Source organism: Halomonas sp. GD1P12 (assembly GCF_025725645.1).
Lineage (GTDB): Bacteria > Pseudomonadota > Gammaproteobacteria > Pseudomonadales > Halomonadaceae > Vreelandella.
The window spans coordinates 788,254-814,345 of record NZ_CP107007.1; the positions used below are offsets into that span (position 1 = coordinate 788,254).

23 protein-coding genes are annotated in these 26,092 nt (G+C 63.3%); 10 read left to right on the forward strand and 13 right to left on the reverse strand.

From position 1 onward, the window contains the following. The first annotated feature begins 41 nt into the window (after positions 1-41). Positions 42-1,202: an FMN-dependent L-lactate dehydrogenase LldD gene (gene lldD / locus OCT39_RS03730; protein ID WP_252106405.1), complete on the forward strand. Its 1,161-nt coding sequence runs from the start codon at positions 42-44 to the stop codon at positions 1,200-1,202. Positions 1,203-1,236: 34 nt separating this feature from the next. On the opposite strand, the gene OCT39_RS03735 is transcribed toward lldD, so the two are convergent. From OCT39_RS03735 to OCT39_RS03760, 6 genes are all read right to left on the reverse strand, one after another. Further along, on the reverse strand, positions 1,237-2,103 hold the full coding sequence (locus OCT39_RS03735; RefSeq protein WP_263586353.1) for an ABC transporter ATP-binding protein: 867 nt from the start codon (positions 2,101-2,103) through the stop codon (positions 1,237-1,239). Next, entirely contained in the window at positions 2,100-3,143 is a 1,044-nt protein-coding gene (locus OCT39_RS03740) for a FecCD family ABC transporter permease (protein WP_263586354.1), read from the reverse strand. Before OCT39_RS03740 ends, OCT39_RS03735 begins: the two co-directional genes overlap by 4 nt. Beyond that, a complete protein-coding gene (locus OCT39_RS03745) occupies positions 3,140-4,162 on the reverse strand; it encodes a FecCD family ABC transporter permease (RefSeq protein ID WP_263586355.1) in 1,023 nt (340 codons plus the stop codon). The genes OCT39_RS03740 and OCT39_RS03745 overlap by 4 nt, the downstream gene beginning before the upstream one ends. Positions 4,163-4,166: 4 nt before the next feature. Then, positions 4,167-5,204: an iron-siderophore ABC transporter substrate-binding protein gene (locus OCT39_RS03750; protein WP_263586356.1), complete on the reverse strand. Its 1,038-nt coding sequence runs from the start codon at positions 5,202-5,204 to the stop codon at positions 4,167-4,169. Positions 5,205-5,267: 63 nt separating this feature from the next. Continuing rightward, positions 5,268-7,412: a ferric-rhodotorulic acid/ferric-coprogen receptor FhuE gene (gene fhuE, locus OCT39_RS03755; protein WP_263586357.1), complete on the reverse strand. Its 2,145-nt coding sequence runs from the start codon at positions 7,410-7,412 to the stop codon at positions 5,268-5,270. A 135-nt stretch (positions 7,413-7,547) separates the two neighbouring features. After that, complete coding sequence (locus OCT39_RS03760; protein WP_263586358.1) at positions 7,548-7,949, reverse strand: MerR family transcriptional regulator; 402 nt, start codon at positions 7,947-7,949, stop codon at positions 7,548-7,550. 71 nt (positions 7,950-8,020) lie between these two features. Between OCT39_RS03760 and OCT39_RS03765 the strand changes: the two genes are divergently transcribed. Further along, positions 8,021-9,064: an SO_0444 family Cu/Zn efflux transporter gene (locus OCT39_RS03765; protein ID WP_263586359.1), complete on the forward strand. Its 1,044-nt coding sequence runs from the start codon at positions 8,021-8,023 to the stop codon at positions 9,062-9,064. A gap of 13 nt (positions 9,065-9,077) precedes the next feature. Here OCT39_RS03765 and OCT39_RS03770 read toward each other — a convergent pair whose 3' ends face one another. Together OCT39_RS03770 and OCT39_RS03775 are read right to left on the reverse strand one after the other, a co-directional pair. Continuing rightward, complete coding sequence (locus tag OCT39_RS03770; RefSeq protein ID WP_263586360.1) at positions 9,078-9,605, reverse strand: hypothetical protein; 528 nt, start codon at positions 9,603-9,605, stop codon at positions 9,078-9,080. Positions 9,606-9,736: 131 nt separating this feature from the next. Beyond that, positions 9,737-10,423 carry a FadR/GntR family transcriptional regulator gene (locus tag OCT39_RS03775; RefSeq protein ID WP_263586361.1) on the reverse strand — a complete coding sequence of 229 codons (687 nt, stop codon included), beginning with the start codon at positions 10,421-10,423 and terminating at the stop codon, positions 9,737-9,739. 146 nt (positions 10,424-10,569) lie between these two features. Here OCT39_RS03775 and OCT39_RS03780 point away from each other — a divergent pair, with 146 nt between their 5' ends. The 4 genes from OCT39_RS03780 (at position 10,570) to OCT39_RS03795 (ending at position 14,614) form a co-directional block, all read left to right on the forward strand. After that, positions 10,570-11,535, forward strand: a complete 966-nt coding sequence (locus tag OCT39_RS03780; RefSeq protein WP_263586362.1) for a sialic acid TRAP transporter substrate-binding protein SiaP — start codon at positions 10,570-10,572, stop codon at positions 11,533-11,535. A 176-nt stretch (positions 11,536-11,711) separates the two neighbouring features. Next, entirely contained in the window at positions 11,712-12,143 is a 432-nt protein-coding gene (locus OCT39_RS03785; RefSeq protein ID WP_263586363.1) for a TRAP transporter small permease, read from the forward strand. Continuing rightward, entirely contained in the window at positions 12,140-13,411 is a 1,272-nt protein-coding gene (locus OCT39_RS03790; RefSeq protein WP_263586364.1) for a TRAP transporter large permease, read from the forward strand. Before OCT39_RS03785 ends, OCT39_RS03790 begins: the two co-directional genes overlap by 4 nt. Before the next feature lie 15 nt (positions 13,412-13,426). After that, positions 13,427-14,614 (forward strand): mandelate racemase/muconate lactonizing enzyme family protein, encoded by a 1,188-nt coding sequence (locus OCT39_RS03795; protein WP_263586365.1) that lies wholly within the window; start codon positions 13,427-13,429, stop codon positions 14,612-14,614. 173 nt (positions 14,615-14,787) lie between these two features. Here OCT39_RS03795 and OCT39_RS03800 read toward each other — a convergent pair whose 3' ends face one another. After that, positions 14,788-16,233, reverse strand: a complete 1,446-nt coding sequence (locus OCT39_RS03800; RefSeq protein ID WP_263586366.1) for a PQQ-dependent sugar dehydrogenase — start codon at positions 16,231-16,233, stop codon at positions 14,788-14,790. Continuing rightward, entirely contained in the window at positions 16,230-16,661 is a 432-nt protein-coding gene (locus OCT39_RS03805) for a DUF2231 domain-containing protein (protein WP_263586367.1), read from the reverse strand. Before OCT39_RS03805 ends, OCT39_RS03800 begins: the two co-directional genes overlap by 4 nt. Before the next feature lie 473 nt (positions 16,662-17,134). Here OCT39_RS03805 and OCT39_RS03810 point away from each other — a divergent pair, with 473 nt between their 5' ends. The 4 genes from OCT39_RS03810 (at position 17,135) to OCT39_RS03825 (ending at position 22,142) form a co-directional block, all read left to right on the forward strand. Beyond that, positions 17,135-17,857, forward strand: coding sequence for an MIP/aquaporin family protein (locus OCT39_RS03810; RefSeq protein ID WP_263586368.1), 723 nt, complete (start codon positions 17,135-17,137; stop codon positions 17,855-17,857). Positions 17,858-17,911: 54 nt separating this feature from the next. Next, positions 17,912-19,417 carry a glycerol kinase GlpK gene (gene glpK, locus OCT39_RS03815; protein WP_263586369.1) on the forward strand — a complete coding sequence of 502 codons (1,506 nt, stop codon included), beginning with the start codon at positions 17,912-17,914 and terminating at the stop codon, positions 19,415-19,417. Between the two features lie 130 nt (positions 19,418-19,547). Next, positions 19,548-20,291, forward strand: a complete 744-nt coding sequence (locus OCT39_RS03820) for an ion transporter (protein ID WP_263586370.1) — start codon at positions 19,548-19,550, stop codon at positions 20,289-20,291. A gap of 195 nt (positions 20,292-20,486) precedes the next feature. After that, on the forward strand, positions 20,487-22,142 hold the full coding sequence (locus tag OCT39_RS03825) for an FMN-binding glutamate synthase family protein (RefSeq protein WP_263586371.1): 1,656 nt from the start codon (positions 20,487-20,489) through the stop codon (positions 22,140-22,142). Positions 22,143-22,181: 39 nt separating this feature from the next. On the opposite strand, the gene msrQ is transcribed toward OCT39_RS03825, so the two are convergent. The 3 genes from msrQ to OCT39_RS03840 all read right to left on the reverse strand — a co-directional run bounded on the left by msrQ (position 22,182) and on the right by OCT39_RS03840 (position 26,088). Then, positions 22,182-22,805 (reverse strand): protein-methionine-sulfoxide reductase heme-binding subunit MsrQ, encoded by a 624-nt coding sequence (gene msrQ, locus OCT39_RS03830; RefSeq protein WP_263586372.1) that lies wholly within the window; start codon positions 22,803-22,805, stop codon positions 22,182-22,184. A 27-nt stretch (positions 22,806-22,832) separates the two neighbouring features. After that, positions 22,833-23,849 (reverse strand): protein-methionine-sulfoxide reductase catalytic subunit MsrP, encoded by a 1,017-nt coding sequence (msrP, locus tag OCT39_RS03835; protein WP_263586373.1) that lies wholly within the window; start codon positions 23,847-23,849, stop codon positions 22,833-22,835. 172 nt (positions 23,850-24,021) lie between these two features. After that, entirely contained in the window at positions 24,022-26,088 is a 2,067-nt protein-coding gene (locus OCT39_RS03840; protein WP_263586374.1) for an FUSC family protein, read from the reverse strand. Positions 26,089-26,092: the final 4 nt, after the last annotated feature.

A 26,092-nucleotide genomic window follows, 5' to 3' on the forward strand; every position in this document is an offset into this window, starting at 1 on the left:
GACGCTTCACAGTTTCCCGTCTCGAGAGGTAAGGCGATTCCATGATCATTTCAAGCCCTTCGGATTACCGGCAAGCCGCCAAGCAGCGCATTCCCCGCTTTCTGTTCGACTACCTCGACGGCGGCTCGGTGACCGAGAGCACGCTGCGCGGCAACGTCGAGGCGCTGCAGGGCATTCCGCTGCGCCAGCGGGTATTGAAAGGCGGTGGTACGCCCACTCTCGATACCGAGATTCTGGGAAGCCAGTGGAAAATGCCGGTGGCGCTCGCCCCGGTCGGGGCCACGGGCCTGTACGCGCGGCGCGGCGAGGTACAGGCGGCGCGCGCCGCCGAGAAGGCGGGGATTCCCTATACGCTCTCGACCGTGTCGGTCTGCTCGATCGAGGAGGTGGCTCGCGATGCCCACGGCGAGCAGTGGTCGCAGCTTTATGTATTGAAGGATCGCGGCTTCATGAAAAACGCCCTGGAGCGCTCCTGGGCGGCAGGCATGAAAACGCTGGTGTTCACCGTGGACATGCCGCTGCCCGGCTCGCGCTATCGTGACCGGCGCTCGGGCATGTCCGGCCCCAACGCCAAGCTTCGCCAGTACGCCCAGGCGATCACCCATCCGCAGTGGGCCTATGACGTGGGGCTCAAGGGCAAGCCGCTGTCGTTTGGCAATATCGAGGCCTACACGCAGCGCACGATGGGCATGGACGATTACATGGGTTTTCTGGCCAAGAACTTCGATCCCTCGATCAGTTGGGATGAGCTGGCCTGGATTCGCGAAAGCTGGAAGGGCAAGCTGATCATCAAGGGGCTTCTGGACAAGGACGATGCCCGCGAGGCGCAGCGCATGGGCGCCGACGGCATCGTGGTGTCGAATCACGGTGGCCGCCAGCTCGACGGCGCGATCTCCACCGCCCAGGCGCTGCCCCACATCGTCGAAGAAGTCGGCGACGAACTCACCGTCCTGGCGGACTCCGGCGTGCGCTCCGGGCTCGACGTGGTGCGCATGCTGGCCCTCGGCGCCAAAGGCGTGCTGCTCGGCCGCGCCTACGCCTACGCGCTGGCCGCCCGGGGCGAGGCGGGGGTCTCGCACCTTCTGGAGCTGATCGCCGCGGACATGCGCGTGACCATGACGCTGATCGGCGCCAATTCACCCGCCGAGATCAACCAGAGCCATCTCGACGCGGTGGTGAAAGAGATGAAGATGAGCGAGTAGCGCCGCCCCCTCGCGCCGCTTGATCGCCCCGCCGTCATTGCGGGGCGTTTTCGTACTCAGGCGTTAATTCATTGGGCTGCGATACCTTGGCCCGTGATTTAGCCTTTACGCCGCCGTGGCGCCCCAGCGGAATCATCATCGGCTTGCCGGTCACCGGATCGTCAATGACCCGGCTTTCCAGGCCGAACACCTCACGCACCATCTGCTCGGTCAGCACGCTTTCGGGCGGCCCCGCCGCGTACACGCGCCCGCCCGCCATGGCGATCAGCGTATCGGCGTAGCGGGCGGCCAGGTTCAGCTCGTGGAGCACCATCACGACCGTAGTGCCGCGGGTCTGGTTGAGCTCGGTGAGTAGATCCAGCACGTCGATCTGGTGGTTGATGTCGAGAAAGGTGGTGGGCTCGTCGAGCAGCAGGACGCGGGTCTGCTGGGCCAGCGCCATGGCGATCCACACCCGCTGGCGCTGGCCGCCAGAGAGTTCGTCCACCGCGCGCTCGGCAAGCTCGCAAAGGTTGGTGGCGGCCAGCGCATCGGCGACCGCCGCCTCGTCCGCTGCGCTCCAGCGCTTGAACAGCCCCTGGTGGGGGTGGCGGCCCCGACTGACCAGCTCCAGCACGCTGATGCCTTCCGGCGCGATGGGCGACTGCGGCAAAAAGCCGAGCTGGCGGGCGAGCTTTCGCCCAGGGACACCGTCGATGGCGTGGCCGTCGAGCAGCACGCGCCCGCTGGCCGGGGTGATCAGCCTTGAGAGCACGCGCAACAGCGTCGACTTGCCGCAGGCGTTGGCCCCGACGATGGCGGTGATATGGCCGGGCGTCACTGTGACGCTGACGTTTTCGAGCACGCGGCGCTCGCCGTAGCCGGCAGTGAGCGCGTCGACCTGCAGGGAGGATGCGTTCATGGGGCGCCCTTGCGTTGGTTGTCGCGAACGATCAGATAAACGAGGTAAGGCGCGCCCAGCACGCCGGTGACGATGCCGACCGGGTAGCGGGCGGGCAGCAGGAACTGCCCGGCGTAGTCGCTGGCGAGCACCAAAAGCGCTCCCACCAGCGCCGCCGACCAGAGCAGCGAGCCGTTCTGGCCGTTGATGCGCGCGGCGATCGGCCCGGAAAGAAACGCCACGAAGGCGATCGGCCCGGTCACCGCCGTGGCGAAGGCCACCAGGCCTACCGCCGCCAGCACCACGACGAGGCGGGTAACGCCAAGGCGCACGCCGAGCCCAGCGGCGAGCTCGTCCCCCAGGCGCAGCGCGTCGAGATCAGCGCGTCGGCTCAGCAACAGCCCGCCCAGCAGAGTCAGCGCCAGACCCAGCGGCAGCGCTTGCGCCAGGCGCACGCCGTTGACGCTGCCGGTGATCCAGCGAAGCGCCTCCTGCAGCGACCAGCTCGGCGCCTGCATCAGAAGATACGCCGTTACGCTTTGCAGCATGGCGGCAAGGCCGATGCCGATCAGGATCAGCCGAGCGCCGGTCACGCCGTCGCGCCAGGAGAGCAGGTAGATCGAAAGCGCCACGCCAAGCCCCGAGGCCACCGCCGCAAGCGCCACCGCCGGCCCGCTCCAGGAGAGCGCGACGATGGCAAACACCGCACCGGCGCTGGCGCCGCTGCTGATGCCGATGATGTCCGGACTCGCCAAGGGGTTGCGCAAGAGCGTCTGGAAGGCCACGCCGCCGAGACCAAAGCAGGCGCCGGCGAGCAGGCACGCCACCGCCCGGGGCAGGCGCAGCTCGCGCACGGTGAAGCTCGCGCCCGGTACGTCGATGCCGGCGAGCACCCGCGCCACCGTGGAAAGCGGGGTGTAGGACTGGCCCAGCGCGAGCGTCACCAGCACGCCCAACAAAAGCCCGGCGGCGAGCAGCGTCAGCACGCCCCGGCGTCGCCTTGATTGGGCACGGCGCAGCGCGTTCAGATGCGCCCGCTGCGTGAGGGTCGCCTGCTTCATGGCGCGCCCACCTTGCGACGGCGCACGATCCAGATGAACACCGGCGCGCCGACGAACGCCGTGACGATGCCCACGTCGAGCTCCGCCGGATGCGCCGCCAGCCGCCCGGCCACGTCGGCCAGCATCAGGAGTATCGCCCCGCCGAGGGCGGAGAAAGGCAACAGCCAGCGATAGTCGGTGCCCACCAGCAGGCGGCAGGCGTGGGGCACGACCAGGCCCACGAAGCCGATCGGCCCGCACGCCGCGGTGGTCGCGCCGCACAAGAGCACCGCGCCGATCGCCGACATCGCTCGGGCCAGCACGACGTTTTCGCCGAGCCCGGCGGCGGTATCGTCGCCCAGTGCCAGCAGGTTGAGCTTACGCGCCGAGGCGACCGACACGATGAAGCCCAGCGCCAGGCAGGGCAAAATGGGAAACATCTGGCCGTAGGTCGCCCCGCCTACGCCGCCGACCAGCCAGGACTGCACCAGCCCCGAGATATCGCCCCGGGGCAGAATCACGGCGGTGGTGAGCGATGTGAGCGCGGCGGTGATCGCCGCGCCGGCCAGCGCCAGGCGAAGCGGCGTGGCCCCGCCGCGGCCCAGGCTTGCGATGGTGTAGACCGCGACCGCCGAAAGGCTTGCCCCGGTCAGGGCGCTAATGATGAAACCGAGGCTGGTCTGCATGTCGAACCAGGCAATGCCGATCACGACGGCCAGTGCGGCCCCGGCGTTGACGCCGAGAAGACCCGGGTCGGCCAGCGGGTTGCGCGTCAGCCCCTGCATGACGCCGCCGGCCACGCCCAGTGCGGCACCGGCGAGCAGCGCCAGCAGCGTGCGCGGCAGGCGGCTGGCCACGGCGGCGTCGCCCACGCTCTGCACCTGGCCTGTGAGCGCGGCGTGAATCTCCGCCCAGCCGACGCTTCGCGCGCCCAGCGCGATCGAAAGCGCTGCGGCCCCGATCAAAAGCACCACCAATAGCGCCGCGCCGGTCAGGCGCTTGGCCAGGTACCGGCGGTAGGCGCTCGGGCGCGCGGGCATCGCGTCACTCGGCCTTGCGCGCGGCGTTGGCGAGGAGCCTTGCATACTCATCCAGTACCCAGGCGATCGACATCGGCGTCGGGTTGGCGGCGGTGCCCAGGGGGCTGTCGTCGAGCATCACCACCGCGCCGTTCGCTACGGCGGGCAGGCGCGAGGTGAGCGGGTTGGCCTCGAGCTCATCCAGCAGTGACTCACCGCCGTAGGTGACCAGAATATCCACGTCGTTGAGTTCGTCGATCAGCTCGGCGCTGATGGCGCCGGAAAACTGGCCTTCGGCGGCGTTATCCAGCACCACCTGGGGGGAGGCGAGGCCGAGATCGTGGAAGAACTGCACGCGGGCATCGTTATCCGAGTAGAAGGCGATCCGTCCCAGGTGGTTGGGGTCGAGATGCGTGACGAACATCGCGGTCTTGCCGTCGAGCACCGGATAGCGCGCGGCAGTCTTGCGAATCTGCGCCTCGAGTTCAGCAATCAGCGCGTCGCCTTCTTGTGCCATGCCCATGCCGGCGCTGTTCAGGCGAATCATGTCGCGCCAGCTCGTCGCCCAGGGGCCTTCGCGGTAACCCACTACCGGGGCGATCTGGCTGAGCGTGTCGTAGTCGCTTTGGCTAAGCCCGGAGTAGCCGGCCAGAATCACGTCCGGGCGGCTGGCGGCGACGGCCTCGAAGTCGATGCCGTCGCCTTCGTCATAAAGCGTCGGCGCGGGGGCATCGAGCGCTTGAAGGCGCGCCTCGACCCAGGGCAGCAGGCCGCTGCCGTTTTCGTCGCCGAAGTTGGCGGCGGCAAAGCCCACCGGTACCACGCCCAGCGCCAGCGGCACCTCGTGGTTCGCCCAGGCGACGGTGGCGATACGTTCAGGCGCCTGTTCGAGTACGGCGGTGCCCAGCGCATGGTCGATGCTCAATGGGTAGTCCGCGGCGCTGGACGGCGACAGCGGCAGAGCCGCTGCGACCAGCGCCGTCAGGCCAAGCGTCTTGAGATCAAATTGTTTGAGGCCAAATTGCTTGAATCCACGCGCCTTGAGGCGTTTGAGAGCGTACATGGACGTTTCCTTTAACAAAGCCGCCGCCCGGGACATGCCCGGGCGGCGGTGAGAGCGGGGCGCCTAGAAGTCGTAGCGCAGCGTGGTAGATAAGCTGCGTGGCTCGCCGTAAACGCCGTAGCCGTTGACGTGGCTGTAGTACTTCTCGTCGAACAGGTTATCCACGTTGACCTGCAGGCTGAGTGCCGGGGTGAATTCATAGCGGCCGAACAGGTTGGTCAGCGTGTAGCTGCCCTGCTCGAAGCGCTCAGGCAGGCCCGCCGGCGTGCTGAGATTGCTGGCACTCAGGCTGCTTTGCCAGTTGACGCCGCCGCCCAGCGTCAGCTCACGAAGCGTGGGCACGTGGTAGCTTGCAAACAGCTTGAACAGCGAGCGCGGCTGGTTGAGATTGAAGTCGTCCTCATCGGAGGTCGCCGTAAAGTGCGAGTAGCCTGCGGTCAAATCCAGATCCTCGGTTACCGCGCCGCTGAGTTCTACCTCGAAGCCTTCGCTGACAATGCCGTCGACGCCTTCGTAAAACGTCTCGGTCTGGCCGGGAAGCCCCGGCAAGGCCGCGGCGACGTTGTCCTGCTCGATGCGAAATACGGAAACGGAGCCGTTCAAAAGGCCATCGAACCAGGCGGCCTTGAGGCCGGTTTCATAGTTCTTGCCCTCGACCGGGTCGAGGTAGCTGCCGCCAATGTCGAGATAGTTCTGCGGCTCGAAGATTTCGGTGTAGCTGGCAAACGCCGAGTAGGTGTCGTCGAAATCGAACACCAGCCCGCCGTAAGGCGTGACTTCGTACTTGCTCTGACTGTCCAGGCCGCGAAACTGGGTCATGCCTTCCCACTCGGTGTAGCGCGCGCCGGCGATCAGCGAAAGCGGCTCGGCCAGCGAAAAGCGCGCCGCCGAGTAGACGGCTTTTTGGCGTGTGCTCGACGCCTCGGACGGCGCAAACGGCGCCCAGCCTTCATTGGGCGCGGTGCCGTTCCAGTTATTGAAATCTTCAACCGCGAAGCCGTCGATGAAGGTGTTTTCGTAATCATTCGTCTGGTCGCTGTAGCTTCCGCCGACGACCAGCTCGTGCTCACGACCGAATAGCTTAAAGGGGCCGCTTGCTTGGGCATCGACGGAGTCGACCTCGCGGTGGCCACGGTTCCAGCCGGTGTAGAAGAACACGCCGCTGCCGTCTGCACGGCTGGGCAGCGTCCCCTCCACGTAGGGGTAGGCGAGCTTGCCGTCCATGTCCGTCTCTTCGTGGGTGCCCACTACTCGCGCCTGCCAGCCGTTGGCGAACCGATGGCTAATTTCGGCGAAGACCTTCTCGGAGTCGAAATCGTAGTAGGACCAGTCGGGGGCGACGCTGAACGAGCGCGAGTAGTCGGTCGGCGACCCGTCGTCGAACCACAGCGGAAGCCCGCCCCAGGTAGGCGAGGAGGTGTGGCTGTCCTGGTAGTCAAAACCCAGTGATACGGTGGTTGCGTCGGTGACGTCCGCATCGATCACGCCATAGCCGAAGGTGCGGCGCTTGTCTTCGCGATCAAGAAACGCGCCGCCTTCCTCGTAGCCGCCGATGAAGCGCGCGCGCACGTCGCCGGAGGCGGTGAGCGGGGTCGAAAGATCTACCGTCGAGCCGCGCTCGTCCCAGCTGCCAAGCGTCCCGGAAATGGAGCCTTCGAACTCGCGGCTATCGGCGCGCTTGCGCACGAAGTTGACCGAGGCGCCGGGGTTGCCCGAGCCGGTCGTCAAGCCGTTGGCGCCGCGAATGACTTCCACGCGGTCGTAAATGGCGGTGTTGAGCCGGCCTTCGCCGAAGTACCAGCGGCCGTCGCGGTTGAGCGTGGGAATGCCGTCGTACTGATAGCTGTTGATCCGAAAACCGCGTGAATTGAAGCTGACCCGCTCGCTGTCGATCTTGTTGGTGGAAATGCCGGTGGTGTTGGCCAGCACGTCCTCGATGGAGTCCAGGTTCTGATCGCGAATGCGCTGTTCGGTCACGATACTGATCGCCTGGGGCAGCTCTCTTTGCGTGAGCGTAAGCCCCGTGCCGGCGGTGGTGCTGCGCCGCGTGTAGCCGACATTGTCGTAAAGGTTGGTGGCGGTGACCGTCACGGTTTCGAGCGTTTGAGACTCGTTTTCAGCTTGTGCGAACGCCTGACCGGCGCACAGCAGGCAGCTCGAGGCCAGAACCGTGACGGTCGCATTGGCGGCGAAAGGTGCGGTTTTCATAGGATCCCTTGAACGTACGTTATGCGCCTTATAAATGGACGCTATATAGAAAGTCACGTCAAAGGATATAAAAACCGTTATCTGGTGTAAATCTTCATGAGAATTGTTTTTATTTTTTATTGGTAGAGTTTTCGATCAGAGATTGTAAAGCGTTTGAATGATCCGACACTCGGCAGCCGTACCGCCACGGCACTGATCGACCACCTGGCGCAGCTCATTGGCTAGCGCTTGCAGTGCGCGAATACGCTCTTCCAAATGCGTCAAGTGGCGGCTGGCGATATCGTCGGCGACGGCGCAGCTGTGCTCCGGCTGATCTGACAGTGTCAAAAGCTCCTGAATGGTGCCCAAATCCAGCCCCAGTTCTCGGCCGTGGCGAATGAAGCCGATACGCGACAGCGCCTCGTCGCTGTAGTACCGATAGCCCTGCTCGCCGCGAGCGGGTGGCTTCAATAAACCGAGCTTTTCGTAATGGCGGATGCTTTCCGGTGAGCAGCCCGTGCGTTGGGCCACCTCGCCGATGCGATAGACATTGCTCATGGCTTGACCCTGTAACGGTTACAGGGTCTAGGCTAGTCATTCTCCCCTGAACGTACAAGCAGGAGGTCGCCATGAACACGATCGAAGCGCTATTGAGCGTTGCCCTTAGTGCCGCTCCCTGGCTGCTGCTGGGGCTATTCGTCGCCGGGCTGATCAAGGCCTTTCTTTCCGAGCAGATGCTCACACGCTGGCTGGGTGGTACCGGTTTGGGCAGCATTTTGCGCGCCTCAATCATCGGTATGCCGCTACCACTGTGCTCCTGCGGCGCCATTCCCACGGCCATGGCGCTGCATCGGGGCGGGGCCGGGCGCGGCCCGACCACGGCGTTTTTGATCAGCACGCCCGGCGTCGGGGCGGACTCCATCTTTTTGACCAGTGCGCTGCTCGGCCCCTTGATGGCCCTGTTGCGCGTACTGGGAGCCCTGGTGACCGCGATCGTGACCGGCCTTCTGGTCAGCTTTACCAAAGAGCGCGCCGTGGCGGCCCCTGAAGCGTCATGCGGTGGCTGCTGTGGCTCGCACGATACTCACGACCACCAAAGTGGCGCGACCCATGATGCGCCCGACACACTGTTGGGTCGCTTGCTGGCCGGGCTTCGCTACGCCTTCAGCGAGCTGCTGGACGATTTCAGCGTCTGGATCTTTGCCGGGTTGCTGCTGGCCGGCGTACTGATGGCCTGGGTGTCGCCGGACGCGCTGGCCGGACTCTCGGGAGGGCCGCTGGCGCTTGCGCTGATGGCCCTCGTCGGCATTCCGCTTTACGTGTGCGCCGCCGCGGCCACGCCCATCGCCGCGGGACTTTTGCTCGCCGGTATTACCCCGGGCATGGCGCTGGTGTTTTTGCTGGCCGGCCCGATCACGAGCCTTGCCACGCTGGCCGTCTTTCGCCGCGAGCTCGGCACCGCGGCGCTGGCGATCTACATGGGCAGCATTTTCGTGGTGACGGTGGCACTGGGCGCGCTGGTCGATGCGGTGCTGGCGCACGTCGGTATCGACCCGGTCAGCCAGGCAGGGCAGGTGCAGGCGCTGTTGCCGTCGGGTATCGAGTGGGCGGCGCTGGCGGTGTTGGGCTTTTTCGCCCTGCGCCCGCTGCGCCGCCGGATAGTGGGGTTTTGAGAGGAGTCAAGCGTTAGCGCGGCTCGTCTGGCGCCTCGATCGGTTCGGGCGTGATGTCGATAGGCTCGCGCAGCGCCTGTTTTTGCTCCAGCGTTTCGAGCGCGATCTGATAGCACTCCTCGATATGCTTGTTGCCCATGTACTTCATGGCGGTGTAGCTGATGGTGCCGGCCACGGCGCTGCCGATGACCGGCACGAATTTCGACGTCCCCTTGGCGGCGATCTTGAAACCCATCTTCTGCAGCAGGTTGATAATCAGCTTGCGGGTGATGTACTTGCCCGCCATCTTGCTGCCCACGTTGGAAATCGCGGTCATCACCATGACCTTCGACTGGGTATCCAGATCGTCGATCTGCTCCGGCGTAAGGCCAAAGCGCTCGTTTATCTGCGGAATCAAGCGCAGAAGAATCGCCACGTCAGAGCCGATGTCCACGCCCGGAATCGGGATGATGGCGGCGCCGGCGGAAAGGCTCGAGCTGCGGTTCACCTTCTTTTGACACGCTTTTTTCGCGTTTTCGAGCTCTGCGACGGTTTCGATCATTGCGTTTCTCCTTGCGTCGGCTTGCGAGGTCGCGCATCGCTGCCTTCCCTGCAGCGTTACCCGATTTAAGCGAATGTCCGCGCGCGTGGATACACGCCCGGCCTTGAAAGCGTAGCCAATAACACCGAGGCTCACACCTTGATGCGCAAACGCGACGCTTCGATATGACGTTTCATGGCCTCGCGGGCGCTCACCTCATCGCAATGATGCAGCGCGGTCACAATCGCGGCGTGCTCTTGCGCCACCTGGCGTGAATGCAGCAGACGGTCGCGTTCGGATTTGGGCTGGTTGAACCGGGCGCCAAAAATGACCCCGGTTTGAAGCGCCAGAAGCGAGCTGAGCAAAAACTTGTTACCGGACGTTTTAGCGATCTGCAGGTGAAAGTCGAAATCCTCCTGGGTGCCCTGTTGTTCCTTGCGAAATAGCGCGCAAAGCGCCTGCGCCTTTTGTTCAATGCGCTCGATATCGCCGGGCGTCTGGCGGCGTGCGGCCAGCGCTGCCGACTCGGTCTCGATCAACAAGCGAAAATCGAAAAGCGCATCCAGATCCTGGCGGCTATCGATGAAACTTGGCGCGTCCAGCGCCGTGGTCGGGCGGGTCGCGACGAAGAGCCCGGCCCCCTGACGTGAGACGATTAGGCCTTCCGCCTTGAGGCGCGCCGTTACTTCCCTGACCGCGCTACGGCTCAGCGTATAGCGTTGTGAAAGCTCGGCTTCGGTAGGAAGCTTGGCCCCGCGCAAATACTGCCCGCGTAGTATCCAGTGATGCATGTCGTCGTATAAGGCTTTGGTCTTTTCGACTTTGGTCTTTGTTGTCATGCCCTGAAACTCGATGTCGATATAAATACCTTTATTTTGCAGTTATTTAGGCCATTTCAATGGGTTTTAAAACAAACAAATTGCGCTGATTTGCTATTCCAAGTGTACTGCATGAGTCGGTTCTTCATTCTAATAAGGAGATAACAATGCGTGCACGTCATCCGCTTACCGCGCTGTTTTTGGCGCTTTCCGTGGCATCGACCGCCCAGGCCAATGACTTCGTTTTCGGACACATTTACGAGGCAAGCCATAGCCATCACCAATGGGCGCAGTGGGCTGCCGAGGAGATCGAAAAGCGCAGCGAAGGCCGCCACACCGTTGAAGTCTTTCCCTCTTCACAGCTGGGTAATGAGGTCGAACTCAACGAAGGGCTGGATCTGGGCGTCGTCGACATCATCTACACGGGTAACGCCTTTGCCGGCAACGCCTATCCGCCCATTGCCCTGGGCAGTGCCCCCTTCGTTTTCAGGGATTTCGATCATTGGCTCGCCTACGCCCGTAGCGACCTGTTTCAGGAGCTTGCTCAGGGGTACGAAGAGACCACCGGCCACGTGCCGCTGGGTCTGATCTACTTCGGCCAGCGCCACGTCACCGCCAACCAGCCCATCCTCACGCCGGAGGACATGCAGGGCATGAAGATTCGCGTGCCTGACGCAGCGCTTCTGCTCATGTTCCCGCGCGCCGTAGGCGCCAACCCCACGCCGATCGCGTTTTCAGAAGTGTATTTGGCGCTGCAGCAGGGCGTGGTCGACGGCCAGGAAAACCCGCTGCCGATCATCAAGGCGATGAAGTTCAACGAGGTGCAATCGGATATCTCGCTGACCGGCCATATCTTCGACAGTCAGCCGATCATCATGAGCGGCGACGCCTGGTCGCAGCTTTCCGAAGAGGATCAGACGCTGTTTCGCGAGGTCTTCCGTGAGGCCGGCGAGAAGGGGAGTGCGGATATTCAGCAGCAGGAGCAAGAACTGGTCACCTGGTTCGAGGAGAACGGTACCAATGTTCACGAAGTGGATCGCGAGCCCTTTGCAGCGCTGGTGCGCCCTTATCTGACCGCGGATGACGTGGGCTGGAGTGCCGAACAGCTCGAGCGTCTGGAGGCGATCGAGTAATGAACTCTCCAGAGGACAGACACCTCCCGACCTCTCGGGCGGCGGATGTCTCACCCGGCCGCGACGATGCGGCCGGCTCTGCGCCACCGCCCTCGTCTAACGCCATACCTGCTAACGCTATACCGGCCACGTCCGAGGTTGATGCGCCCGCCCCTCGATGGGTTTTCGAGGATCACGTGGCGCTTGGAGTACTGATACTGCTCGGCGGCGTGGTCTTTGCGCAGTTTCTATCGCGCTACGTGTTCAACCACTCGATCGGCTGGACCGAGGAGGGCGCTCGTATGCTGCTGGTACTGCTGGTCTTCATCGGCGCCGCCGGGGCGGCCTCGAGACGCGGCCATATCTACGTGGAGATTCTCGAGCTGGTGCTGCCCGAGCGCGGCAAGTGCTGGCTGAAGGGTTTCAATAACCTGCTGAGCGCGGTCTTTTTCGCCTATGTAGCCTGGCTTGCCTGGCAGGTGGGCCAGCGGGTCTGGAACTCCAGCATGAGCACGCTGCCGATCTCCAAGGGGTGGATCTACACGCTCGTGGCCGCCGCCCTTTTGATGATGGCGTATCGGCTCGCGCGCCAGGGAATCAGCCACTGGCGAGGAGAAACGCCGCTATGATCATTCTGCTTTTCGCAGCGCTTGGCGTACTGCTGTTGATCGGCGCGCCGGTAGCGGTGGCGTTGGCCGGCTCATCGCTGATCTACCTGCTCGCCGCCGACCGCATTCCGGATATCGTCCTGATTCAGCGCATGGTGGGCGGCGTGGACAGCTTCCCGTTGCTGGCGGTGCCGTTTTTCATCCTCGCCGGCAACCTGATGAACGTGTGCGGCGTGACCGAGCGTATCTTCAATTTCGCCGATTCCATGGTGGGTTGGATGCGCGGTGGGCTTGGCCATGTCAACGTGGGCGCATCGGTCATCTTTGCCGGGATGTCCGGGGCGGCGATCGCCGATGCCGGCGGGCTTGGCGCGGTCGAGATCAAGGCGATGCGCGAACAGGGCTATGACGTCGATTTCGCCGTGGGCATCACCGGCGCATCCTCGACGGTCGGGCCGATCATCCCGCCGTCGCTGCCGCTGGTGGTGTACGGCGTAGTGGCCGGCGCCTCGATCGGCCAGCTGTTCGTTGCCGGTATCGTGCCGGGGCTTCTGATCGCGGGGCTTTTGATGCTGATGGTCGCGGTGATCTCGCATCGGCGCGGCTACCCTGTCGGGGCGCGCTTTTCTCTGACGCGGCTGGCCTCGACCTTTGTGCACGCGGCGCTATCGCTGCTGATTCCGGTGATCATCGTGGGCGGCATCGTGCTGGGGATCTTCACACCCACTGAAAGTGCGATCGCGGCGGTGGCCTACGTGCTGGTGCTGGCCACGCTCGTTTACCGCAGCGCCGGCTGGCGCCAGATCATCACCGTGTTTCGTGAAACCATCGAAATGACCTCGGTGGTGCTCTTGATCGTCGCGGCATCTTCCATTTTTGCCTGGATTCTGACCCGCGAAGGCGTACCGACGGCCTTTGCCGGCGCCGTCATGGCGGTGGCCGACAACCCGATTTTGATCCTGATTCTGATCAATTTGATCTTGCTGGTGGTGGGCTGCTTCATGGAAACCGTGGCGGCGATCACGATCCTGACGCCGGTGCTCTTGCCGTTGGCCGTGCAGGCCGGCGTCGACCCGGTGCAGTTCGGCATCATCATGGTGCTCAACCTGATGATCGGGCTTTTGACGCCGCCGGTGGGGCTGGTGCTGTTCGTGCTGGCGCGAGTGGCCGATATCTCCTTTCCTCGCGCGGTGCGCGCGACGCTTCCGTTCATCGCGGCCCTTTTGGTATCGCTGGTACTGATTACCTTCATTCCGGCGCTGACGCTCTGGCTGCCCAGCCTCATCTAATTTGGAGCCTTTTGCATGAATCAACCTCTCGACACTGCCCGTGATGGCGCCGCCACCGTTCGGGATGCGCGGATCGAGTCGATCGACATGGTGCCCATCGGAAGCTTTTTGCCAGCGGATGGCGGTTACGGCAGCGCTCGTGAAATCGGCCACGCGCGTATGGCAACGCTGGTCTTCGTGCGCCTGGCCTCGGGCATCGTGGGGGTCGGCGAGTGCTACGGGCCACCGAAAACGACGCGTGGCTACCTCGACATTCTGCGCGAGGCCTACATTGGCCAGAGCGCCTTCGATCACCGGGTGATCTGGCGGCGCATGACCAACGTGCTCTATCACGTGCGCGCTCAAAGCCAGCTCGCCGCCGCGGTCAGCGGGCTGGATATCGCGCTGCACGACGGGATCGGCCAACTGCTGGGGCTCCCGATCTACCGCCTGCTCGGCGGCGAGGAGCAGGCATCGGTCCAGGTCTACGCCTCCGGCGGCTACTTCCACGAGCCAGCCGCGCTTTCGCTCGAGGCACAGCTCGAGCGCGTGGCCGGTAAGTTCGAGGGCTACAAGATCAAGATCGGCCGCGGCATCAAGAGCGACGTCGAGCGGATGGCGAGCGCACGGCGTATCCTGGGCGATGACGTGGCGATCATGGCGGACATCAACGGCGCCTACACCGCGGACATCGCGCTGGAAGCCATGGAGGCACTCGCGCCGTTTCGTCCCTACTGGATCGAAGAGCCCGTCGCGCCGGAGGACCTGCCCGGGTTCCGGCGACTGGCCTCGCGCCGGTCGGGACGCGTCGCGGCGGGGGAAGCCTCGGTCAACGCAGTGGAATTTCGCGAGCTGGCGGCGACCGGCGGGGTCGATGTGCTGATGCCGGATCTCAATCTGTGCGGCGGCTTCGTCGAAGCGCTGCGTATCGCCGACATGGCGCAGTTGAACGGCTTAAGGATATCGCCTCACGTGTGGGGAAGCGCGGTGGGCATCGTGGCTGCCGCCCATTACGCCGCTGCGCTAGCGCCGCACCCGCACCCGGCGCGCGATCACACCCCGACCTGGGTCGAGTTCGATGTCTCCGCCGACAACCCGCTGCGCGAGGCGCTTTTGAGCCAACCGCTATGTTTGGATCATGGCCGACTGGCGCTGCCGAAAGGGCCGGGGCTCGGCATCGAAATCGACCGCGAGCGGCTCGCCACGCTTACCCTCGACGTGTAGAAAAATCGTAAAGACAGATTGGGAAGAACAGATAGGAAAGAATCGATAGGAAAGAACCGAGAGAAAAGAACCGAGAGAAAAGAACCGAGAGAAAAGAATGAGGGGCGCTGACCATCTGATCAGCGACCCTCTTTTTTTACAGACCGTTTTAACCGACCGGCCTGATGACGCGATTACTCCTGGGCTTCCGGTTCCTCGTCGTCCGTGTCGGTCTCTTCGCTATCGATATCATCGGCCTCGTTCGAGGCCGGCTCGACCGCGCTGGGCGTCTCGTCGGCCTCGTTGTTTTCCGCATCGCTTCTGGCAGCGGTTACGACCGGCTCGTCTGGGGCGATGCGCCAGACCACGTTGGTTAGATCATCAGCGACGATCACCGCGCCGTCCGGGGCGACGGTGACGCCGACCGGGCGGCCGCGAGCGTTGCCGTCCTCGGTCAAAAAGCCGCTGACGAAATCGATCGGGTCACCGGCGGGCGCATCGTTCTCGAAGGGGATGAACACCACCTTGTAGCCGACCGGGTCGGCGCGGTTCCAGCTGCCGTGCTCGCCGACGAACACGCCGTCGGCGTACGCCTCGCCGACCTCGGGGATGGAGAACGCCACGCCCAGCGGCGCCACATGGGAGCTCAGGCTGTAGTCCGGGGCGATCGCGGCATCGACCTTTTCCTGGTTCTGCGGCTGAACGCGTGGGTCGACGTTCTGGCCCCAATAGCTGTAGGGCCAGCCGTAGAAGCCGCCCTCCTGTACCGTGGTCAGATAGTCCGGTACCAGATTCGGGCCGAGCTCGTCGCGCTCGTTGACCACCGCCCAGAGCTGATCGGTACCGGGTTGGATGGCGAAGTCGGTAGGGTTACGAAGGCCGGTGGCGTAGGGGCGGTGAGCACCGGTCTCGGCATCGATCTCCCAAACCTCGGCACGGTTCACCTCGGCGTCCATGCCGCGCTCGGTGATGTTGCTGTTCGAGCCGATGCCGACGTAGAGATACTCGCCGTCGGCGCTGGCAACCATTGCCTTGGTCCAGTGGTGATTGATCTCGGCGGGAAGCTGGGCGATCACTTCCGGCGCGCCGCTGGCCTCACGCTGGCCCTCTTCGTAGTCAAAGCGTACCAGCGCATCCTGATTGGCCACGAATAGATCGTTATCGATCAGCGCCAGGCCGTAAGGAGCGTTCAGGTTCTCGGCAAAGACGGACTGCTCATAGGTGCCGTCGCCGTTGGGACGCAACAGCGTCAGACGATCGCCGCTTTCGACCGAGGTGTTGCCCTTGCTTTTGATCACCCCGGCGATGAAGTCCTTGGGCTTGAGCTGCGGGGCGTTGCCGCCGCTGCCTTCGGCCACCAGAATATCGCCGCCCGGCAGCACGATGGTCTGGCGCGGCACCAGAAGGTCAGTGCCAATGGCGGAGATCGTATAGCCCTCTGGCACGGTGGGGAGTTGATCTCCCCATTCAGCGGGCTCCGGCACGGTCATGTTTGGTAACAGGCCGCGCTCGGGCTCCGGCAGCGTTGGGTTGGGGCCATAGGGCTGCTCGACATCGGCGGCGTTGACGCTGGTGGCCACCAGTAAGGCGGAAAGAGGCGCCAGATAGTTGACGCGAGACTTGAGGCGAAAGGCATTCATGAGGCGACTCCGGCAGCGCGCGTGCGGGTGAATCCGAGAAAAAGAGCGACCAGGGTCAAAACGACCACGACGATCGAGAGCATGAGGCCTGCGGGCATCATCGCCCAGGCGTCTTTAGCGTGAACCAGGGCGTTGATGAAGCCGAGCACCCAGCTCACCACCAGCACCGCCAGATACACAAGCGACAGCCCCTTGCGCCGCTCGGCGCGAAAAACGCCGATTAGCGCGGCAAGAATCGCCAAACCGTTGAAGACCAGACCCCCGGCGATCAGCCAGGAAGCGAACGTACCCCACTGGATGTGATAGCTGGTGAAATAGACGTAGTCGCACAGGGCGGCGCCGAGAAAAAGCGGGAGCATGCCCGCCAACAGAACGGCATGAAGCGGGTGAATGCCGCCATAAGCCCTGGGGTGTGCAGTCGTCTGCATGGTGTTCCTCCTTGATGGATGACCCGGTGCGGTGCGCCGGACACGTTCGCTCCATGGCAAGCTTTCAGGTGCCCGGTCGATGACCGTGTGCTTGAGTATAGGAGACGTTACGCCGGGACAGACAACATTCCTTTTGAGCGCCAGTCCTCATTCGGCAGCGCTCGAGCGTCCAATCGGCCTGAATCGAAGTGTTCGTTAATTGACACGTCGAAATTTTTTTGCTTTCACGTAAGTCACTATCAATATGCGGTAATTGGTTGCTCAACTAATGTCTAAGTAGTCTGTAAATTAACTAAAATCATAATCTTATCGGCGATATTATGGTTTTTTCGGAATTTTATATTGTTTTTTATTATCGCGCCGATAGGATGCCAAAAATGAAAACGACGTTTTCGAAAAAGAACACGCAGCACTTGCCGGAGTAATGAAGTAAGGCAGACGTGCGAGTCGATACACGTACCGGTTGGAACGCCATGCTTGGAACCATCTTTTTTCACGAAGTCGCTGGAACGGCCCTACTGACGCTACTGGGCTGCGGGGTAGTGGCGAACGTGCTGTTAAACGACACCAATGGCAAGGGAAGCGACGGTATCGTCATCTTCTTCGGCTGGGGGCTGGCCGTGTTTTGCGCGGTGTACGTTGCCTTCGATACCGGCGCGCACATTAACCCGGCGGTGACGCTGGCGCTTTTGGTGGGACCGGCCAGCGAGTACGCACCGAATATTCCGATTACGGTGGCCACTACGCTTGCCTACTTTAGCGCCGAATTTATCGGCGCCTTCATCGGCGCCGTGGTGTGCTATCTGGCCTATAAAAAGCACTACGACGCCACCGACCAGGCCCCTGCGATTCTCGCCACGTTTTCGACCGGGCCATCCATTGCCGCCTACGGGTGGAACCTGGTGACCGAGATTATCGGTACCTTCGTGCTGATCTTTGTCATCATCATGTTCGGCAATACACCTTCCGGGCTCGGCCCGCTGGCGGTGGCGCTGTTGGTGGTGTCGATCGGCGCTTCATTAGGTGGGCCCACCGGCTACGCGATCAACCCCGCCCGCGATTTGGGCCCGCGCATCGCCCACGCGCTATTACCCATCAAACACAAACAGGGCAGCAACTGGGCCTACGCCTGGGTGCCCATCGCCGGGCCCTTGATTGGCAGCACGCTTGCCGGGCTTGCCGCCCACGTCTATTAGCGCGGCTTGACGCCCGTTACCCTACTTCTTACGCCAACGTTTGAGAGACAGTTCATGAGCCAGAAAAAATACGTTCTCGCTATCGACCAGGGCACGACCAGCTCGCGGGCAATGCTATTCGATCATGAAGGCCGGGTCGCCAGCACGGCGCAGCACGAGTTCGAGCAGATCTTTACACGGCCAGGCTGGGTCGAGCACTGCCCGCGCGAGATCATGACCAGCGTGCTGACCACGTTGACCGAGGTCATCAACCAAAGCGGCGTGGACGTCGCCGAGATCGCCTCCATCGGTATCACCAATCAGCGTGAAACCACTGTGGTGTGGGACAAGAACACCGGCCAGCCCGTGCACAACGCCATCGTCTGGCAGTCGCGCCACTCCGCCGAGATCTGCGACGCGCTGCGCGAAGCCGGCCACGCCGACATGATTCGTGACAAGACCGGGCTGGTCATCGACGCCTATTTCTCGGCGACCAAGCTCAAGTGGATCTTCGATAACGTCACCGGCGTCAAGGAGAAAGCCGAGAAGGGCGAGCTCTTGTTCGGCACCATCGATTCGTGGCTCGTGTGGAATCTGACCGGCGGCAAGGTGCACGCCACCGACGTCAGCAACGCCTCGCGCACGATGTTGTTCAACATCCGCGAGCGAAAGTGGGACCCGGAGCTTCTTGAGCTTTTCGGCGTGCCCGAATCGATGCTGCCCGAGGTCAAATCCTCGAGCGAAGTGGTCGGCCAGATTCTGCCGAAATACCTGATGGGCCAGGAAATCCCGATCGCCGGGATCGCCGGCGACCAGAACGCCGCGCTGTTCGGCCAGGCCTGCTTCACGCCGGGCATGGCCAAGAACACCTACGGTACCGGCTGCTTCACGCTGATGAATACCGGCACCAGCGCCACGCCGTCGAAAAACGGCCTGCTCACCACCGTCGCCTGGGAAGTGGACGGCACCCTCGAGTACGCCCTGGAAGGCAGCGTGTTCGTGGCCGGCTCGGTCATTCAGTGGCTGCGCGACGGCCTGCGCATGCTGGGCAAGGCCTCGGACTCCGAAGCCTACGCCGTGCGTGCCAAGGATAACGATGGCGTCTACATGGTGCCGGCCTTTACCGGCCTGGGCGCGCCGTACTGGAACTCCAACGTGCGCGGCGCGATGTTCGGGCTCTCTCGCGGTACGCAAAAGGAGCACTTCATCCGCGCGGCGGTGGAGTCGCTGGCCTACCAGAGCGCCGACGTGCTGACCGCCATGCAGGCCGATGCCGATATCGCGCTGACCGAGCTTCGCGCCGATGGCGGGGCGATTGCCAACGACTTTCTGGGCCAGTTTCAGGCCGATATTCTCGGCGTCGACGTGCTGCGCTGCGAGGTCAACGAAACCACCGCGCTGGGCGCGGCGTATTTGGCGGGGCTGGCGGTGGGCTTCTGGAAGTCCCGTGAGGAGATCACCGAGCAGTGGGCGCTTGAGCGCCGCTTCACGCCGGAAATGAAAGCGCAAAAGCGCGACGAACTCTACGGCGGCTGGAAAAAGGCGGTCAACGCCACCATGGCGTTTCACGTCGACTCCTGATCGGCCGCGAGCGTAAAGCCTCTGGTTCGTCCAGAGGCTTTTTTGTGAGGGGAGGGCGCGGGCGGGCCGGTGTCAGCGCGCCTTTGGCGTAGTATCCTGAAAAGCGTTTGACGCCTTGATGAGAAACCCCATGACGAGAGCCGAGCTTTACCGCCAGTTGGCGCCGGAAACCCGCAGACAGCGAGGGCTTTCCGGCGTCAATTGGGTGATCTGCGGGCTAATCCTTCTCGCGTCATTGACCGCCATTCTCGAAACCGAGCCGACGCTTCGTGAGCCGGCGGCGGCGCTTTTCGCGACGCTTGAAACGCTGTTCGTCGCGCTTTTCTCCATCGAATATCTGATTCGCCTGTACGCGGTGGGAGAGGATGTGCGCTATCGCGGCGTGCTGGGGCGGCTTCGCTACATGGTGTCGTTCTGGGCGCTGCTGGATCTGGTCGCGATTTTGCCGTTTTTCATTGGCTTTTTTCATCAGGACAACGCCTTTCTCCTGCGCCTTTTGCGCCTGGCGCGCATTCTTCGGCTGGCGCGATTGGGGCGCTTTAGCCAGGCCTGGTCGTCGCTTTCCTGCGCGCTGAAAACCCGTACCTACGAGCTCTGGCTAAGTGCTGGTGTGGCGGGGCTGCTGCTTTTGTTCTCGTCGGCCTGTCTTTACGTAGTGGAAGCCGATGCTCAGCCGGAAGCCTTTGGCAGTGTGCCCCGGGCGCTCTGGTGGAGCATCGCCACGCTGACCACGGTCGGCTACGGCGACGTGACCCCGATCACGCCGCTTGGCAAGATCTTTGCCGGGTTGACCGCCGTGTCGGGTATCGGCCTCATCGCCATGCCCACGGGCATTCTGGCCGCAGCCTTCAGCGAAGCGTTCAGGAAAAAGTAGCCCGCGTCTCGCCGCGCTTTGAAACGGTTGTCGTGATCGCCTTTCGCCCGCGGTGCGCGATATCAGAAACGGCCGGTTCGCCCCTCCCATTTGATGGATCGCCATAATTAGCTAACACTTATCTGTGTTCGCCATTTCAATCCGGCCGGTAGGGCCGCCCCGGTCAGGGGTCGTATTTACAAGGATCACGTTGTCATGTTCAAAGCTCGCGGATTGACGCGCATTGCGCCGCGTAATATCGCCCTGGTCGTGTGCCTTGCGCTACTGGTGGTCTCGCTGGTGGGCGTTTGGTATTCGTTGGCGTGGCTCGCCGGGGTGGTCGTGTTCGGCGCGCTGACGGCGCTGGGGCTTCATGACCGGGTGCAAAAGCGGCGCACGGTGAGCCGCAACTACCCCATTCTTGCCCACTTTCGCTATTTCCTGGAGTCCATCGGCCCGGAGATCCGCCAGTATTTCATCCAGTCGGATCTGGACGAGCGTCCGTTCTCCCGCGAGCAGCGGGCAATGGTGTACCAGCGCTCCAAAAACGAAGGCGATAAAAAGCCCTTTGGCTCTTTGCTGCAGATGTATCACTCCGGGCACGAGTGGATCAATCACTCGGTGTTGCCGAGCAAGGTCGAAGAGCGCGATTTCCGCGTTCGGGTCGGCGGCAAGCGGTGTACCCAGCCCTATCACGCCAGCGTGCTGAACATCTCCGCCATGAGCTTTGGCTCGCTTTCCGGCCACGCCATCGAGGCGCTGAACGCGGGTGCTGCCAAGGGCGGTTTCTATCACGATACCGGCGAGGGCTCGATTTCCCGCTATCACCGCATCCACGGCGGCGACCTGGTGTGGGAGATCGCCTCTGGCTACTTCGGCTGTCGCCATGACGACGGCACGTTCAACGAAGAGCGCTTTGCCGAAAACGCCAGTATCGATCAGGTCAAGATGATCGAGATCAAACTCTCCCAGGGCGCGAAGCCCGGCCACGGCGGTATTCTGCCGGCGGCCAAGGTGACCAAAGAGATCGCCGAGGCGCGCGAAGTGCCGATGGGCCAGGACGTGGTCTCGCCCGCCGCCCACTCCGCGTTTTCGACGCCCATGGAGCTGATGGAGTTCATCGGGCGATTGCGAGCGCTCTCCGGCGGCAAGCCTGTTGGTTTCAAGCTGGCGATTGGCCACCCCTGGGAGTGGTTCGCGATCGTCAAGGCGATGCTCGAATCCGGCGAGCGCCCGGACTTTATCGTCGTCGACGGCGGTGAAGGCGGCACGGGAGCGGCACCGCTGGAGCTGATCAACCACATGGGCGTGCCGCTGACCGAAGCGCTGATGCTGGTACACAACAGCCTGGTGGGGGCGGGGCTTCGCGACGAGATTCGTGTCGGGGCGGCGGGCAAGGTGATGTCCGGCTTCAACATCGCCCGTACCCTGGCGCTCGGCGCCGACTGGTGCAACTCGGCGCGCGGGTTCATGTTTTCATTAGGCTGTATTCAGGCGCTCAACTGCCACTCGGACAAGTGCCCCAGCGGCGTGGCGACCCAGGACCCTCGACGCAGCCGCCACCTGGATGTCGCCGACAAGACCGAGCGGGTCTACAACTTTCACCAGAACACGCTAAAAGCGCTGGCGGAAATGCTGGGCGCCGCGGGGCTTCACCATCCAGGTGAGCTTGGGCCGCATCACATCATCCGCCGAGTGTCGGACAACGAGATTCAGTCTTACGATCAGCTGTTCACGTTCTTGAAACCCAATGAGCTGCTCGAGTCGACGTGCGAGCACACGGTGTTCAAGAAGTACTGGGAGAGCGCGCGCTCCGACTCGTTCATACCACCCAACGTGAGCGAGCGCCCGCCCGCGATTCACCTGGAGTGAACGCCGATGGTTCGGCGAGTGAGGTGGTTTTAAAAGACGCTACTTCACCGCCAGCCGCTGGCGAAACCGGGGCAGCGTTCGCGCGACCGGGGGAAGCCTCAAGGCGAGCAGAAGGGCGCCGATAGCGGCGTACACCGCCCACTCGCCCATGTCCGCCCGCACCACCCAGAAAAAGTGCAGAAGAATCAGCGCCAGAATCGGGTAGGCGAGCTGGTGAAGCGTCTTCCAGCGCTTGCCGAGTTTACGCATGGCGGCGCGGTTGGAGGTGGCTCCCAGCGCTGTCAGGCCGATGAGTGCCAGCATACCGACGATGATATAGGGGCGTTTGACGATTTCGGCGCCGAGCAGCGCCCAGTTGAGCCCGAGGATGAACAGCGCGTAGCAGCAAAGGTGCAGCGTGGCGTAGGCCAGTGTCCAGAGCCCGAGCTGGCGACGAATCAGCGCAAAGCCCTTCCAGCGCGTGAGCTTTGAAAGCGGCGTCAGTGACAGGGTCAGCAGCATCAGCCAGAGCCCCCCAATGCCGATGTTCAACAGCAGATAGCGCCCCGGCTCCGGGCCGGCGGCGTTCTGATAGACCTGAAACCCCCAGTAAATCAGCGGGGCGAGGGCAGCCAGAAAGACCGCCCCCCGCCAAAGCCGCCATTTGGCTTGCTGCTTTGCCATGCTTACCTGCCCGGGTCGCCTGTGAAGTTAATAGTTGACGCTTAGGTCCATGCCGGCGTAGAGCTCGGCGACCTCGTCTTCGTAGCCGTTGAACATGCGCGTGTCGATGTTGTTGGGGCTGAACAGGCTGTTGGGTAGCCGGCGCTCGCTCGCCTGGCTCCAGCGCGGGTGATCCACGTTCGGGTTCACGTTGGCGTAGAAGCCGTACTCGTTGGGGGCCAACAGCTGCCAGGAGTTGACCGGCTGCTCCTCGACCAGCGAGATGCGAACGATCGACTTGATGCTCTTGAAGCCATACTTCCAGGGCACCACCAGGCGCAGCGGCGCGCCGTTTTGATTGGGCAGTTCGCGCCCGTACATGCCGAGTGCCAGAATCGTCAGCGGATGCATCGCCTCGTCCAGGCGAAGCCCCTCAACGTAAGGCCAGTCGATCAGCGCAAACGACGAACGCTGTCCGGGCATCTGCTCCGGGTCGACCAGGGTCTCGAAGCGCACGTATTTGGCCTTGCTGGTCGGGTCGGCGCGGCGGATAACGTCAGCCAGCGGTATACCGAGCCAGGGAATCACCATCGACCACGCCTCGACGCAGCGAAGCCGGTAGATGCGCTCCTCGAACTGTGAAGGGCTGGCGAAGTCCTCGAGCGTGAAGCGTCCGCCGTTGTTGACCTCGCCATCGACCACCACGCTCCAGGGCTCGGTTGAAAGGCTCCCCGCGCGTTTGGACGGGTCGCTCTTGCCGGTGCCGAACTCATAGAAGTTGTTGTAGCCGCTGGCGTCTTCGAAAGGCGCCAGCGCATCCTTGTCGGGGTCCGCCGGTGTCACGGCGCGCCACTGGGTCTGATCGATCTTCTCGCTGAGCCAGGCCGGCGCGTCACCGCTCGGCACGTCGGTGTACGCCTCGCTCGCCTTTACGCGCCCGGAAAGCGCAAGGCCCGCGCCGATACCCGCCACGCCGCCCAGAAAGCGCCGCCGGCTCAGGTAAACGGATTCGGGGGTCACATCGGATTCGTGCAGGTCACCGGGTTTGGCGATTTTGATCAGCATGGTGGTCTCCCTGACGCAGGCCTCCAGGCGAAGTGCCGGCGGGCGCGTTCTATTCGGTTTTTATGCTCTACTCGGTTTATATGCTAAAGGCCGCTTCGTCCAACCCTTTTGGCCGCTCACTTGGATGAGCAGGGCGGCTAAAAGTTCGCTGAACGTCTCAACGTTGCCACGCTCATGCCGGGTTTTTAGCGTCGGTCGGGGCGTCGCTTGCACGATCCGCCGGGGCCGCCATGGTATCGGCCAGGCGGTCGAGCGAAAGCGACAGCCGCTCGATGAGCCCGGTCAATAGCGCCAGCCGCGCCGGGCTATCGTCGGTGTGCGTTTGCAAAGCGGCCTTCAGATCCTCGCCCGCTGCCTCGAGGCCTTCGAACCTGTGGCCCCGGGCGCTTTGCTCGAAGCCCAGGGCCAGGGCCTTGAGCAGCGCCTGGTGGGCACTCTGGATGGCCGGATGATCGGCGCTGTCGAAGCGGTGGCGAAGGCGCAAAATGGCCGTGCCGACATCGAGCCCGGTCAGCCCCAGCGCGAAGAGGTGGCGCTGCTCCTGGGGCAGCACGTCGTCGTGCTGGGCGAGCTGCAAAAGGCGGTCCGCCATATGGCCGCTGAAGCGGGTTTCGCCCTGGGTGATCGAGCGCCGGCGCAGGCCGTGGATATCCCGGGAGATTGCGCGAATCAAACGCCGCCTTCGAAGGCGTGTGCCGAGCCCCGGCAGCAGGCGAAACGCGGTGACTACCGTGGTCAGGCCAATGATCGCCGCCACCGCGCGGTTGGCGAAGCTGTCAAACGAGAAGTCCATGTCGTTGCCCGGCATGGTGAGCAGAATATTGAAGATGGTGAACGCCAGGCAGTACCCCATGGTGGCCGGGTTGGCCGCGCCCAGAAGCCCTAAAAACAGCGGCGTGCCGAATACCACGGCCATCAACGGAAAATCATGCACCTGGGCCAGCAGCACGTGACCGAACAGGAACGCGCTGGGAATGGCGGCTAGCATCCCCTTGTAGAACATCAGAGTGACGGCCACCGGGTTATCGCGGCTGGCGAAAAACGCCGAGAACAGCGTGCCGAGCATCATGGCCACCATGGCGCTATTCCAAGCCGTTACGATCCAGAACGTCGCAAGCCCGGCGAATACCAGCCCCGAGCGCAGCCCGTTGATCAGGGCGGCCAGCCGGTCACGGTGCCAGGCCAGGGGCCCGGCCTTGAGCGTGTAAGTGCCGGGGGAGGCGATGGCTTCGCGGGCGTCGAGCATGATCATCGCGTGGCCCAGCACTTCGCGTAGTCCCAGCCGCAGTCGCCGGTCCAGCGGTGCAAGCGTGGGGTCATCGCTTTCGTGTACCTGGCCCCGCAGCGCCTGCAGATAGCGCCGCGCGCCGGTCACGCCCTGGACGTGCTCGGCGTCGGTGAACCCCTGGGCAAGCTCGCGGGCGATGGCCACGCTTTGAGGGTCCAGCCGCTCGGTATGATCGGACAACAGCTGATCCAGCGCGTGAAGGCTCGCCAAAAAGCGCAGCGTGCGGCGGGTGAGCACGTGGGAGGCGCGAATGCGCCCGGGACCTTCCGGGCCTTCGAAACGGGCGGCCTGGCTATCGGTTTCGAGCTGGGTCAGCGCGCCGAGGCTTTCGCGCAGCGCCTTGAGCAACTCGTCCCGATCGTCGCTCGTTTCAAGGCGCAGTGCGGCGTGATAAAAGGCGCGATTGATGACCGTATCGGCCTGGTCGGCGAGATGTTGGCCCACCCTAGAGGGCCACAGCAGTGAGCTTACGAGGGTGGCACAAATCGCGCCGAGACCCAGCTCGGTCATCCGCGCCACCGCCACGTCGAAAATGCCGGCCGGGGTGCTGCCGCCGGCGATCACCACGATCAGCATCGCGGTCACCGCCGCCATCAGGCAGCCGTAGGTGTAGTTGTTACGCCAAAGCGAGCCTACGTAGGTACACAGCACGATCCAGAGCGTCAGCGTTATTATCGCCGGTACCCGGGCCTGGGCGAACAGCGCCATGATGACGATACCGGCCACGGCGCCGATGAAGGTGCCGCCGAGCTGGCAGATGCCTTTCTCGATCACCATCCCGCTCATCGGCCGTACTTGAAGAAAGGCGGCGGAAATCAGCGCCCAATAGGGGCGCTCGAGATCGAACATGAAGGCGACGTAAAGCGCCAGCATCATTGCCAGCGTGGTTTTGATGGCGAACTTCACCGCCGCCGGTTCGGGCATCAGGTAGGTTTTGACGAGCGGCGACATGGGG